The 12,744-nt window shown below is 71.7% G+C and carries 13 protein-coding genes; 10 read left to right on the forward strand and 3 right to left on the reverse strand.

What is annotated here, in order from left to right; all coding sequences use genetic code 11:
• Positions 1-213: 213 nt before the first annotated feature.
• Positions 214-1,158 carry a tellurite resistance/C4-dicarboxylate transporter family protein gene (locus OG276_RS02670; RefSeq protein ID WP_266902310.1) on the reverse strand — a complete coding sequence of 315 codons (945 nt, stop codon included), beginning with the start codon at positions 1,156-1,158 and terminating at the stop codon, positions 214-216.
• A gap of 327 nt (positions 1,159-1,485) precedes the next feature.
• Between OG276_RS02670 and OG276_RS02675 the strand changes: the two genes are divergently transcribed.
• The 10 genes from OG276_RS02675 to OG276_RS02720 all read left to right on the forward strand — a co-directional run bounded on the left by OG276_RS02675 (position 1,486) and on the right by OG276_RS02720 (position 11,284).
• Positions 1,486-2,454, forward strand: a complete 969-nt coding sequence (locus tag OG276_RS02675) for an urea transporter (protein WP_266902312.1) — start codon at positions 1,486-1,488, stop codon at positions 2,452-2,454.
• Between the two features lie 84 nt (positions 2,455-2,538).
• Complete coding sequence (locus tag OG276_RS02680; protein WP_243332378.1) at positions 2,539-2,844, forward strand: urease subunit gamma; 306 nt, start codon at positions 2,539-2,541, stop codon at positions 2,842-2,844.
• A gap of 3 nt (positions 2,845-2,847) precedes the next feature.
• A complete protein-coding gene (locus OG276_RS02685) occupies positions 2,848-3,738 on the forward strand; it encodes a sirohydrochlorin chelatase (RefSeq protein WP_266902314.1) in 891 nt (296 codons plus the stop codon).
• A gap of 23 nt (positions 3,739-3,761) precedes the next feature.
• Entirely contained in the window at positions 3,762-4,319 is a 558-nt protein-coding gene (locus tag OG276_RS02690) for an urease subunit beta (protein ID WP_266902316.1), read from the forward strand.
• 2 nt (positions 4,320-4,321) lie between these two features.
• Positions 4,322-6,046 carry an urease subunit alpha gene (ureC, locus tag OG276_RS02695; RefSeq protein WP_266902318.1) on the forward strand — a complete coding sequence of 575 codons (1,725 nt, stop codon included), beginning with the start codon at positions 4,322-4,324 and terminating at the stop codon, positions 6,044-6,046.
• A complete protein-coding gene (locus tag OG276_RS02700) occupies positions 6,043-6,774 on the forward strand; it encodes an urease accessory protein UreF (protein WP_266902320.1) in 732 nt (243 codons plus the stop codon). Before ureC ends, OG276_RS02700 begins: the two co-directional genes overlap by 4 nt.
• 55 nt (positions 6,775-6,829) lie before the next feature.
• Positions 6,830-7,453 (forward strand): urease accessory protein UreG, encoded by a 624-nt coding sequence (gene ureG / locus OG276_RS02705; protein ID WP_266902322.1) that lies wholly within the window; start codon positions 6,830-6,832, stop codon positions 7,451-7,453.
• Positions 7,450-8,454, forward strand: a complete 1,005-nt coding sequence (locus OG276_RS02710; RefSeq protein WP_266902324.1) for an urease accessory protein UreD — start codon at positions 7,450-7,452, stop codon at positions 8,452-8,454. Before ureG ends, OG276_RS02710 begins: the two co-directional genes overlap by 4 nt.
• Positions 8,455-8,501: 47 nt before the next feature.
• A complete protein-coding gene (locus OG276_RS02715) occupies positions 8,502-9,875 on the forward strand; it encodes an ammonium transporter (RefSeq protein ID WP_266902326.1) in 1,374 nt (457 codons plus the stop codon).
• The gene (locus tag OG276_RS02720; RefSeq protein ID WP_266902328.1) at positions 9,872-11,284 is read left to right on the forward strand and encodes an ammonium transporter; all 1,413 of its coding nucleotides are present in this window, start codon (positions 9,872-9,874) and stop codon (positions 11,282-11,284) included. Before OG276_RS02715 ends, OG276_RS02720 begins: the two co-directional genes overlap by 4 nt.
• 62 nt (positions 11,285-11,346) lie before the next feature.
• On the opposite strand, the gene OG276_RS02725 is transcribed toward OG276_RS02720, so the two are convergent.
• The gene (locus tag OG276_RS02725) at positions 11,347-11,874 is read right to left on the reverse strand and encodes a universal stress protein (RefSeq protein ID WP_266902330.1); all 528 of its coding nucleotides are present in this window, start codon (positions 11,872-11,874) and stop codon (positions 11,347-11,349) included.
• A gap of 157 nt (positions 11,875-12,031) precedes the next feature.
• A complete protein-coding gene (locus OG276_RS02730) occupies positions 12,032-12,646 on the reverse strand; it encodes an RraA family protein (protein ID WP_266902332.1) in 615 nt (204 codons plus the stop codon).
• Positions 12,647-12,744: the final 98 nt, after the last annotated feature.

A 12,744-nucleotide genomic window follows, 5' to 3' on the forward strand; every position in this document is an offset into this window, starting at 1 on the left:
CGTGTTCTCCGGGCCCGCAACCACCGCTCCACAGCCCGCCTTTCCGATCCGCAGCCATTCCCCCACGCCATCCCCCGCCGCACACAGCGGCATTCCGGTGGCGGCGCCACGAGAGCGGCATTTTCTGCGGCGGCAATTCAACTCCGCCCTTTCCCTGGCGGTGTTTCCGCGACGGCCTTTCGGTCGTCGCATTCTCCCGCCGGGAAACACGGCTCACTTTCGCGGACGGGGCCCGTGCTCCACGAGGAAGGCCACGAAGGTGAGCACCCAGGCCCCGACCGCCACCCAGAGCAGTACCGTGCCGAGGGGCCGCAGCCACGCCACCCCGGTCGGGGCGGCCGCCGAGAGGCAAGCGGTGGCCGTCATGCCGAGCGGGAAGACGCTCGACCAGCGCCGGATGTCGTAGCGGGGGCGCGGCCGGACCGCTTCGGCGGTGAGGAGCACGGCGTACCAGGCCAGGGAGAGACCGAGGGCCGCCAGGGTGACGGTACGCAGCCCCGTGTGCGTCCACCCCGTCCACAGCGGTGACGCCGTGAGCCCGGATCCGGCGAGGGCGGTGATGGAGAGCGCCCCGCCGGCCACCCAGTGGTCGCCCGCGCCCGAGACGACCTGACGGAAGTCGAAGCGCACCAGGGCCTCGGCGTAGAGCAGCAGGCCCAGGCAGAAGGCGGCGAGCGCGGCCCGCCCCAGCCAGTCGCGGCCGGTGGCGGTGGCCAGGGCGGCCGCCAGGACGGCGAGCCCTTGGGTGGCCACGCAGACGAGGAAGGCCGCACCGGGCATCCGGTAGCCCCAGTGCCGCAGTACGGCGACCATCAGCCCCGGCCAGAGCGCGGCGGCCAACGCCAGCAGCCCGAGGGCCACGGACTGCCATCCGAGGAGGGAGAGCCGGGCGCCCAGCACGGTCGTGGCGGCCACGGCGGTGAGGGCCGCCGGGGTGTCGGCCTCGGCGCGAAACCGGCTTCGGTCCCCCAGGAGCCGGGCGGTGAAGTCGGCGGCGAGCAGGAGCCACAGTGCGGCGGAGACGCCCAGCGCGGTGATCGACAGCGCGTCCCGGCCGATCAGGTGCAGGCCCGCCGAGATGATCCCGGCCGCCATGACGGCGGCGCCGGCGGCCGGCGACAGCTCGGCCCACCACCGGGCACCCGCAATGACTCGCACCCCGCCAAGGGACACCACCGCGCCGCTCCCGGCCGCCGCGGCGCGCCATCGGGGCGGCGGCAATGACCCTTCCGGGCCCGGCGGACACCCTCTCTCCCACCATTCGATATCCGATATTCCGATCCTATTCCCCTCGACTTCCCCTCGACAGGGACGGGAATGGGAATGACGAACACTCTTATGACAACCCGGCCACAGCCCTCCAATTCGCCCCGACACGCCCATCTCCAGGCGGAATTACTCCGATGCGCAGGTACTGTCATCGTCAACGCACCGCTGATTCACGGGCCCTTCAGGGCCCTCTCTTTTTGCACATGGGAGAATGAAATGCAGGCCTTGGCAACGGAGCCCGCACGCCAGGCTCCCCCCGCCCAACCCGCGAGCTTCATCCAGGAAGTTCTGCGCGGCGTCGCCCAGGTCGATTTCATGCCGAGCGCGATCACCGGGATCTTCTTCCTCGCCGCCCTGGCCGCCGCCGGCTGGCAGTACGCCCTCTACGGCCTCCTCGGCGCGGTCGTCGGCACCGCCACCGCCTACGCGTTCGGCATCGACCGCGCGATCGTCTCGGCCGGACTCCGCGGCTTCAACGGCACCCTCGTGTCCCTCGGATTCGCCGTCTTCCTCGGGTGGGACCACCTGTCCACCCTGCTGCTCGCGATCGGCGGCAGCATCACCGTGGTGGTCGTCACCTCGGCGCTGGCCACCATCCTCGGCACCTGGAACATCCCCACCTTCACCGCGCCGTTCTGCATCATCGCGAGCGTCATGACCATCGCGGCGCCCAGCTTCTCCCGGGTGTGGCACACCGGTCCCGACCTGGCGGCGCTGCCCGCGGCCGCCGGCGGAACCACCGCGCTGGACTGGGGACAGCTCTGGCGCGCCTTCTTCGCCAACGTCGGTCAGATCTTCTTCATGCCGCAGTGGTACGTCGGCCTGATCTTCCTCGCCGGCATCTTCGTGGCCAGCCGGGTCGCCGGGGTCATGGCCTGCGTCGGCAGCGTCACGGCCATCTTCGTCGCCTGGGCGATGGGTTCGCCGTCCGAGGCCGTCTCCCAGGGGCTCATGGGCTACAGCAGCGTGCTCGTGGCCATGGCCCTGTGCGGCGTCTTCCTCGTCCGGTCCAACTGGAGCTTCGCGTTCGCCGTCCTGGGCGCCGCGGCCGCGACCGGGCTCACGGCCGCGATGACCGCGTTCTTCGACCCGTTCGGCGGCCACACCTTCACCTGGCCGTTCGTCCTGACCACGGTCGTCTTCGTCGCCGCCGTCCCCCAGATCCCCCGGCTGCAGCGGACCTGACGCCGTCTCAGCCGAAGCCGCGACGCCAACAGCCGGGGCAGCGGCAGCACTTGAACCATCCTGAGAGCCGAAAGTGAGTGACCGATGAATCTCGCTCCCCGTGAGATGGACAAGCTCTGGATCTACGTCGTGGCCGACCTGGCCCGCAAGCGGCGGGACCGGGGCGTCAAGCTCAACTACAGCGAGGCCTGCGCCCTGATCAGCGAGGGCATCCTGGAAGGCGCCCGCGACGGCAGGACCGTCGCCGAGTGCATGGAGCTCGGCAAGCAGATCGTCTCCGCCGCCGATGTAATGAAGGGCGTGCGGGAGATGCTTCCGCTGCTCCAGGTCGAGGCCGCCTTCGTGGACGGCACCAAGCTCGTCTCCTGCCACGACCCCGTCGGCGCCTGAGCGGTGGCGGCCATCGCACCCGAACGGCCCGAACGGCCCGGCCGGGCACCGGAATCGGCGGCCACGGTCATCCTGGCCGGCGGTCACGAGGGCGGCTCCGCGGCAGGCGCCGTGCACACCGGCCGGCCGCTGGCCGAAGCCGTGCGCGCGGCGCTCGCCGCCTCGCCCGAGCCGGTGTGCGTGGTCCCGATGACGCTGGGGCGCGACCCCGGGCTGATCGCCGACTGCGCCCGCGCCCTGCGCTGGCTGAGCCGGGAGGAGGGGCCCGGGCGGCTCGTGCTGGCGCCCCCCTTCGCCACCGTGGACCACCTGACCGCGTGGCTGCGTACCGCCGCCCTCAAGGCGGTGCGCGAGGCGCCCGACACCTCCGCCGTCCTGGTCACCGCGCCCGCGGCGGGTCCCTTCGAGGACGCCGATCTGTTCCGGGTGGCCCGGCTCGTCCGCCAGTACGGCCACCACCGCTGGGTCGAGGTCGCCTTCGACGGCGGTGACCCCGACCCGGCGGAGGGAGCGGAGCGCTGCCGCCGCCTCGGCGCGGGCCACATCTCCCTGGTCCGGGCCGCGTTCGCCCCGCCGGCCGAGCTTCCGGCCGGGGTCCTGGACACCGGTCCGCTGCTGTCCGACGCGGCGATCGCCCAGGTCGTACGGGCCCGCGCGCAGGAGGCGCTGCACCGGCTGGCCCACGGGCAGGACGGCGTGGCCGAGGGCCTGGACGCCGAGCACGGGCACGGGTACGCGCACTCCCACGGCCCGGGCGGCGACCACGACCACGACCACGCGGACGCGGACCCCGACCACACGCACGCGCACGCAGACGGACACGGACACGGCGAGAGCCACCGCCGCGCGCACGGCCGGGATCACGGCCACCCGCACGGCCATTCCCCCCACTGATCCGAAGGAAGGGAAGTACCACCATGTCAGGTGGCGCCACATACCTTTACGGCGAAGGCACCGTAGAGATCAACGCCGGCCGGCGCAAGGCCAAGGTATCCGTCTCCAACACCGGCGACCGTGCCATCCAGGTCGGCTCGCACTACCACTTCTTCGAGGTCAACCGAGCCCTCGACTTCGACCGCAACGCCGCCTACGGCATGCACCTCGACCTCCCCGCCGGCACCGGCGTCCGCTTCGAGCCGGGCGACACCCGCGAGGTCGAACTCACCGCGTACAGCGGCCACGGCCGGCTGATCGGCTTCAGCTCGCTGACCAACGGCGGCCTCGGCTCCACCGACACCCGCATCCGCGCCATGAACCGCGCCGTCGAGCTCGGATTCCTGGGAGCCCGCGTGGAGTCGGCGCAGCAGGCCGCGGCCGCGCAGGCGGCCTCACCGGCCGTGGCGGCCACGGCGAAGCCGTCCCCGAAGTCCGCGGCCAAACCTGCCGCCAAGCCCGCTGCCAAGCCCGCCGCCAAGGCACCCGCCAAGACTGCGGCCGCCAAGAAGGCCAAGACCTCCAAGAAGGGCGACAAGTAGAGATGGCTGTCCTGAGCCGCAAGCAGTACACCGACCTGTTCGGGCCGACCGTCGGCGACCGCTTCCACCTGGCGGACACCAACCTGATCGTCGAGGTCGAGAAGGACCACAACGAGGGCCACTACGGCGACGAGGCCGTCTACGGCGGCGGCAAGGGCATCCGCGACGGCATGGCGCAGGACCCGCAGGCCACGAACCTGCAGGGGGCCCTGGACCTGGTCATCACCAACGTGGTCGTCATGGACGCGATCCTGGGTGTGGTCAAGGGCGACCTCGGCATCAAGGACGGCTTCATCGCGGGTCTCGGCAAGGCCGGCAACCCGCACACGCAGTCCGGGGTGCACCCCAAGCTGGTCATCGGGCCCGGCACCGAGGTGATCTCGGGCGAACACATGATCGCCACGGCCGGCGGCATCGACACGCACATCCACTTCATCTCCCCGCAGCAGGCCGAGCACGGCCTGTCCAACGGCATCACCACCCTCATCGGCGGCGGCACCGGCCCCTCCGACGGCACCAACGGCACCACGTGCACCCCGGGTCCGTGGAACATCGGCCGGATGTACCAGGCGGTCGAGGACCTGCCGGTCAACGTCGGCCTGCTGGGCAAGGGCAACGGCTCACTGCCGGAAGCGCTGATCGAGCAGGTCGAGGCGGGCGTCTGCGGCCTGAAGGTGCACGAGGACTGGGGCACCACCCCGGCCGCGCTCAGCAAGGCCCTCGACGTGGCCGACGCCTACGACGTGCAGGTCGCGGTGCACACGGACACCCTGAACGAGTCCGGTTTCTTCGAGGACACCCGCTCGGCCATCGACGGGCGCACCATCCACACCTTCCACACCGAGGGCGCGGGCGGCGGTCACGCCCCCGACATCATGCGGGTGGCCGGCGAGCCCAACGTCCTGCCGTCCTCCACCAACCCGACGCTGCCGTACACGGTGAACTCGGTCGACGAGCTGCTCGACATGGTGATGGTCTGTCACCACCTGTCGCACGACATTCCGGAGGACGTCTCCTTCGCGGATTCGCGCGTGCGCGCCGAGACGATCGCCGCCGAGACCGTGCTGCACGACGAGGGGGTCATCTCGATCTTCTCCTCCGACTCCCAGGCCATGGGCCGCATCGGCGAGTCCTGGACCCGCGCCTTCCAGACCGCGCACCACTGCAAGGACCAGCGCGGCAAGCTCGACGGGGACACCGAGCGCAACGACAACTTCCGCGCCCTGCGCTACCTCGCCAAGATCACGATCAACCCGGCGATCGCCTCGGGTACCGCCGAGCACATCGGCTCCCTGGAGACCGGCAAGCTCGCCGACATCGTGCTGTGGCCGATCGGCTCCTTCGCCGCCAAGCCGAAGATGGTCATCAAGGGCGGGCTGATCAACTGGGCGCTGATGGGCGACCCGAACGCCTCGCTCCCGACCCCGCAACCGGTCTACTACCGGCCGATGTTCGGCGCGTACGGCAAGGCCAAGCAGGCCACCCGGGTCTCCTTCATGTCGCAGGCCGCGATCGATCTCGGCGTACCGCAGAAGCTGGGCCTGGACAGCAAGGTCCTGCCGGTCCGGCACTGCCGCACCGTCGGCAAGCAGCACATGGTCCGCAACGACGCCCTCCCGGTCATCGCCGTCGACCCGGAAACCTACAAGGTCACCCTCGACGGGGTGCCGGCCACCATCGAGCCGGCCCGCGAACTGCCCCTGAACCACCTGTTCTACCTGGCATGAGCGCTGCCGCCAACGCCCCCGTGGTCAGCCCCGCGGCCGTGACGCCGGTACAGGCCCTGCTGGTCAGCCTCCAGCTCACCGACTCGGCCTTCCCCAGCGGCTTCTACACCCTCTCCCACGGCCTGGAGGGCTACGCCCAGGCCAAGGCCGTGACCCCCGAGGGCGTGCCGGTCCTGCTGGCCGACCTGCTGCGGCATGCGGTGGGGCCTTCCGACGCCACCGCGCTGGCGCTGGCCCACCGGGCCGCGCTGGCCGGTGACTGGGAGGCCCTGGCCGAGACCGACCAGCGGCTGAACGCGGCCAAGCTGAACGAGGGGCTGCGCCGCGCCGCCACCCGCACCGGCCGCCAGCTGCTGGACCTGGCCCGCGAGTGCGTGGGCGGCGAGCCGCTGGAACGGTACGCGGAGCTCGTGGCCGCCAAGCGGGCTCCCGGCTCGCAGGCGGTGGCCGCCGGGGTCGCGTACGCGGCCGCCGGCGTCCCGGCCGAACAGGCTGTCGTGAGCGACCTGTTCGCCTATTCGGCGAGCTTCACCGGGGCCGCGCTGCGGCTGCGGCTCACCGACCACCGCAAGGCGCAGGTGGTGCTGCGCGCGATCGCACCCGTCATCGAGGAGGTGGCGGGCGCGGCCCTGCGCCGTGAAATCTGCGATCTCGGCGGGTGCGTTCCGATGGCCGATGTGATGTCGGGCCGTCACGAGCGGGCCGAGGCACGGCTGTTCGCGACGTAGCCCCTGCCCCACTCCCTTTCATCAAGCTGTCTTTTACTGAAGGTGTGTGACTTTGATGACCGAGGACAACGTCCTGCGCGTCGGCATCGGCGGCCCCGTCGGCTCCGGCAAGACGGCGCTGATCGAGGCCCTGGTGCCGGTGCTCATCGCACGCGGCCACCGGCCCGCCGTGATCACGAACGACATCTACACGCAGGAGGACGCCCGCCAGGTCCGCCGCACCCTGGCCGGGGTGCTCGACCCCGAGCGCGTCGTGGGCGTGGAGACCGGCGCGTGCCCGCACACCGCCGTGCGCGACGACCCGACCATGAACCTGGCCGCGGGCGCCGAGATGCTGGAGCGGTTCCCCGATGTCGACACCCTGCTCTACGAGTCGGGCGGCGACAACCTCACCCTCACCTTCAGCCCGGTCCTGGTCGACCTCTTCCTCTTCGTCCTGGACACCGCCGAGGGCGAGAAGATGCCCCGCAAGCGCGGTCCGGGCATCACCGAGTCCGACATGCTCGTGATCAACAAGATCGACATCGCCCAGTACGTCCGCTGCGACATCAACGTCATGGAGTCCGACGCGCACCGCGTGCGCGAGGGGCGCCCCGTGGTCCTGACCAACTGCCTCACCGGGCAGGGCCTGGAGGACGTGGCCACCTTCATCGACTCCTTCCGCCGGGTGCCGGCGTGAGCGTGGTGGCCGACCCGCCCCACACGCCGCCCCGCGGCCCCCTGCCGCCCGCACGCCTGGAGGCCGCGCACTACGAACCGCCGCGCGTCCCCCTGGAGGTCCTGCGGCACTCCTCGGTGCCCGACACCCTCGGTGTCGGGCGCCCCGGCAAGGTCGGCCTGCTGGAGCTGGCCTTCGAGCGGGTCGGCGACCGGACCGAGCTGGTGCGGCACTACCAGAAGTCCCCGCTCCAGATCATGCGGCCGCTCTACTTCGACCCGCACCGCCCCGACCTGCCCATCACCTTCCTGATGTCCACGGGCGGCGGGGTCATCCAGGCCGACCGGCTGCGCACCGACCTGTCCTTCGGTCCCGGCGCCTCGGGGCACGTGACCACCCAGGCGGCCACCAAGGTCTACCGGATGGAGCACGACTACGCCGTCGCCCAGACCTTCCTGACCGCCGGCCCGGACGCGTACGTCGAATACCTGCCGGACCCGGTCATCCCCTACGTCGATTCCCGGTTCTACCAGCGCACGGTCATCACCGCCGACCCCACCGCCACCGTGCTGGCGAGCGAGACCGTCCTGTCCGGCCGGCTCGCGCACGGAGAGCGCAACGCCTATCAGGTCTTCGCGTCCGACTTCGAACTGCGCAGGCCGGGCGGTGAGTTGGTGGCGCTGGACACCGTACGGCTGGAGCCCGGCGGGGCCGGGAGGTCCGATGGGTCCGAGGGCTGCTCCGTCGACGGCCCCGCCGTACTGGCCGGTCGTTCCGTGATGGCCTGCTTCTTCGCGGTCAGCCCGCTCGCCCCCGCCCGCGAGCTCGCCGACCTGCTGCACGAGGCCCTGGCCGGCCGCGGTCTCCCGTACGGGGTCAGCGTGCTGCCGCAGGACTGCGGGGCCTGGGTGCGGGTGCTCGGCGAGCACACCGAACCCGTGACCCTGGCGCTCGGGGCCGCCTGGGACGCGGTGCGGCGCAGGCTGATCGGCGTACCCGCCCCGGACCTGCGCAAGACCTGAACTCCTCACCCCCTCCAGCCCGTTCACGACCAGAGAGAGCTCCACACATGCCCAGTGGCTACGACACGGGTAATACCGCCTGGATGATGGCGAGCACCGCCATGGTGCTGCTGATGACCCCCGGCCTCGCCTTCTTCTACGGGGGCATGGTCAAGACCAAGCACGTGCTGGTGATGCTCAAGATGAGCTTCGCCTGCCTGTCGCTGGTGACCATCTTGTGGGTCGCGGTCGGCTACTCCCTCGCCTTCGGCAAGGACTCCGGCGGCGGCATGATCGGCAATCTCGACCACGCCTTCTTCCGGGGCATCGGGATGGACTCCCTGCACGGCTCCATCCCGACCGTGATCTTCGCCTGCTTCCAGATGTCCTTCGCGATCATCACGGTGGCGCTGATCAGCGGCTCGATCGCGGGCCGCGCCACCATGAAGGGGTGGCTGGTCTTCGTCGTCGCCTGGACGATGCTGGTGTATGTGCCCACCGCGCACTGGGTGTTCGCCCCCGACGGCTGGATCAACAAGTCCCTGGGCGCGCTCGACTACGCCGGCGGCCTGCCGGTCGAGCTCAGCTCCGGCGCCTCGGGGCTCGCGGTGGCCATCGTGCTGCGCAAGCGCAAGGACTTCGAGCGCGAGACGATCCGCCCGCACAACCTGCCCCTGGTCATCATCGGTCTGGCGCTGCTGTGGTTCGGCTGGTTCGGTTTCAACGCGGGCTCCGCCCTGCAGGTCGAGGGCAGTGCCCCGACCACCTTCTTCAACACCCAACTGGCCGCCGCGGGCGCGATGATCGGCTGGCCGATCATCGAGAAGTGGCGCCTGGGCCACGTGGAGATGCTGGGTGTGGCTTCGGCGGCGGTCGCCGGCATGGTGGCCATCACCCCGGCCTGCGGCGAGGTGTCCCCGCTCGGCGCGCTGATCATCGGATTCACCGCCGGTGTGGTCTGCTGCTTCGCCATCAACATGAAGTTCAAGATCGGCGTCGACGACACCCTCGACGTGGTCGGCGTGCACGGCTGGGGCGGCATCGTCGGTGTGCTCTCCATCGGCTTCTTCGCCACGGCCGCGATGAGCGGCAAGAAGGGCCTCTTCTACGGGGGCGGCCTCGACCTGCTCTGGCGTCAGGCGGTCGCCGTCCTGGCCGTCGGCTCCTTCGCCTTCGCCATGACCTGGCTCATCGCCAAGGTGATCGACAAGGCCGTCGGCTTCCGCGCCTCCGAGGAGTACGAGAACGTACCCGGCCGGGACGAGGAGGTCGCCTACGACAACGAGACCCTGGACGAGATCCGCGACCGGATCGGCGGGGCCGCGGCCGGGGCCCGGGAGCCCGCCGCGGTGGGCGCCTCACAGGCCGCGGCGGAGCAGCAGGACGCCGAACTGCTCGCCGAGATCGTATCCGTGCTGGACCGACGAGAGCGTGACAAGTGACCGCCCACACGATTGCCACCGACGTACCGGCGGTCTGGGCCGCACCCGCCGTCGCCGACTCCGGCAACGCGGCCTGGCTGATGATGGCCACGGCCCTGGTGCTGCTGATGGCCCCCGGAGTGGCCTTCTTCTACGGCGGCATGGTCCGCACCGGCCAGATCGTCGCCATGCTCAAGATGATCTTCTTCTGCATGGTGATCGTCACCGTGCTCTGGTTCGCGATCGGCTACTCCCTGGCCTTCGGCCCCGACGCCGGCGGGCTCGGCGTCATCGGCACGCTCGACCACGCCTTCCTGCGCGGGATCGATGCCGGTTCGCTGACCGGCTCCGTGCCCACGGTCACCTTCGTGGTCTTCCACCTGTCCTTCGCCGTGGTCACCGTGGCCCTGATCGCCGGCTCCATCGCGGGCCGAGCGAAGATGGGCGGCTGGATCGCCTTCGTCATCGCGTGGACCCTGCTGGTCTACATCCCCATGGCGCACTGGGTGTTCGACCCGGCCGGCTGGGTCGCCAAGCAGCTCGGCGCCGTCGACTTCTCCGGCGGCACCGTCGTGGAGATCGGATCGGGAGCCGCCGGACTCGCCCTCGCCATCGTCGCGGGCAAGCGCGCGGACTTCGACCGCCAGGGCATCCGCCCGCACAACCTGCCGCTCGTGGTCATCGGGCTCTCGCTCATGTGGTTCGGCTGGTTCGGCTTCAACACCGGCTCCTCCCTGGAGACCCCGGGCGGCGCGGCGATGGCCTTCCTCAACAGCCAGCTCGCGGCGGGCGCGGCGATGGCCGGCTGGGCGGTGACCAGTTGGTGGCGCACCCGGCAGGTCGGGCTGCTCGACATGTGCATGGGCGCCGTCACGGGCCTGGTCGCCATGACCCCGCTGGCCGGCGGGGTGAGCCCGGTATGGGCCACCGTCATCGGCTTCCTCGCCGGGCTGAGCTGCGCGTTCGCGATCAGCTGGAAGTACCGGCTGGGCGTGGACGACACGCTGGACGTGGTGGGCATCCACGGCTGGGGCGGCATCGTCGGCATGGTCATGGCCGGCCTCTGCGCGACCGGAACCCTGACGGGCCACAAGGGCCTCTTCTACGGCGGCTCCTGGGACCTGCTGGGCAAGCAGCTCACCGCCACGGTGATCCTCGGCCTGTACTCGTTCGTGATGACCGCACTGATCGGCAAGGCCATCGAGGTCACCATCGGGCTGCGCCAGCCCGGCGCGATGGTGGAGAAGGAGCAGGCCTACGCCGACGGCCTCTCCGACAGCCTCGACCAGCTGTCGGGCGACGCCTCCCGCGCCAAGGGCTCCGAGGAGGAGCCGGAGAGCGCCTCCGCCCTGGTCGCCCGGCTGCGCGAGGTCCTGCTGACGGGTGCGCCGGGCGGCGGCGGCCGAAAGGGCGGCGACGACCGCGGCTGAACAGGGTCGCGCGGCCCCACCAGGTGGTCAGGCCCCGTCCGCGATGCGCGGACGGGGCCGGATCACGCGGCCCGCCGGACCAGGTCTCCCGCGTCCAGGGGCCGCCGCCACACGATGCGGCGGCGTACGGCGTCCAGGTCGGCCCGCAGCGGACCGGGCGGCACGGCCAGCACCGGGCAGGGGGCGTGCGCCAGGCAGTACCGGGTCACCGAGGGCCGCAGCGCGCGCAGCAGAGGGCGGCGCGGTCCCGTACCCACCACCAGCAGGTCGCCGGGGTCCCGGGCGGCGCCCACCAGGGCCGCGCCCGGGGTGCCGCGCACCGCCAGCCCGGCCAGGGTCACCCCCGCCGGGGAACCGCCGAAGGCGGTGTCGAGGACCTCCCGCAACCGCTCGACCGCCGCGTCCCGCGAGGCCGTGAGCAGCGGGGTCCCTCCCCCGCCGCGCCGGGCGCCCGGGCCGCCGAGCGGCGGCTGCCAGGCCAGTACGACCCACAGTTCCGCCTCCCGCGCCCGGGCCTCGGCGTGCGCCGCGTGCAATGCCGTCAGGCTCCCGAGGGATCCGTACACCCCCACCACGACTCGTCCCCGCAAGGTGACCGTCCTCCCCGTCCGATGCCGCTCCGTCTCCTCGATGGAACGGCGGCGACGGGGCCTTCGGCCCTCCCCCGGCGGACTCCTGACGGAGCCCTGACGGGGAACGCGGCAGCCCTGACGGGTCCCTGACGCGGGGGCCCGGCGCCCCGCGGGTTCAGCCGGTGAAGCCGAGGCCGCCCAACGCCTCCTCGATGCGGGCGCGGTGCTGCTCCTCCCAGGCGTCCAGGGACTGCCCGGCCTCCTTGGCCAGCTTGTCCAGGGCGGCGCTCAGGACCTCCTCCTGCCGGGCGGCCGGGGTGACCACGATGCCCTCCTCGTCGGCGACGACGATGTCACCGGGGTGCACGCTCACGCCGCCGACCCGGACCGTGCCGCCGAGCGAGCCGAGCTTCTTCTTGGCGCCCGGGATGGGCACGACTCCGCGGGCGAAGACGGGGAAGCCCGCCTCGCGCACTTCCGCGAGGTCGCGCAGGAGCCCGTCGAGCACGAACGCGGCGATGCCCCGGCGCTGGGCGACGGCGCACACGTTGCCACCGGCGAGCGCGTGGTCGAGGTCGCCGGATTCCACGACGATGACCGAGCCGGGCTCGGCGCGGTAGATGGCCGCGTGCAGCATCAGGTTGTCCCCGGGCTCGCACCGCACCGTGTACGCGGGTCCCGCGACGCGCGGGGCGTCCCACAGCGGGCGGATGCCGATGTCCATGACCTGCTCGCGGCCCAGGAGGTCGGCGAGGGTGGTGGGCGGGACGCCCGTGAAACCGTTTGGCATGTCGGTCCTTTTCTTGACTCCGGTTGTCCCGGGCCCGCCGGGCACCGAGATCGTAGAACACGGTGTACGGCGCGTGCTGCGCCGCGTAGCCCGCGGCG

This window comes from Streptomyces sp. NBC_00086 (assembly GCF_026343255.1).
Classification (GTDB): domain Bacteria; phylum Actinomycetota; class Actinomycetes; order Streptomycetales; family Streptomycetaceae; genus Streptomyces.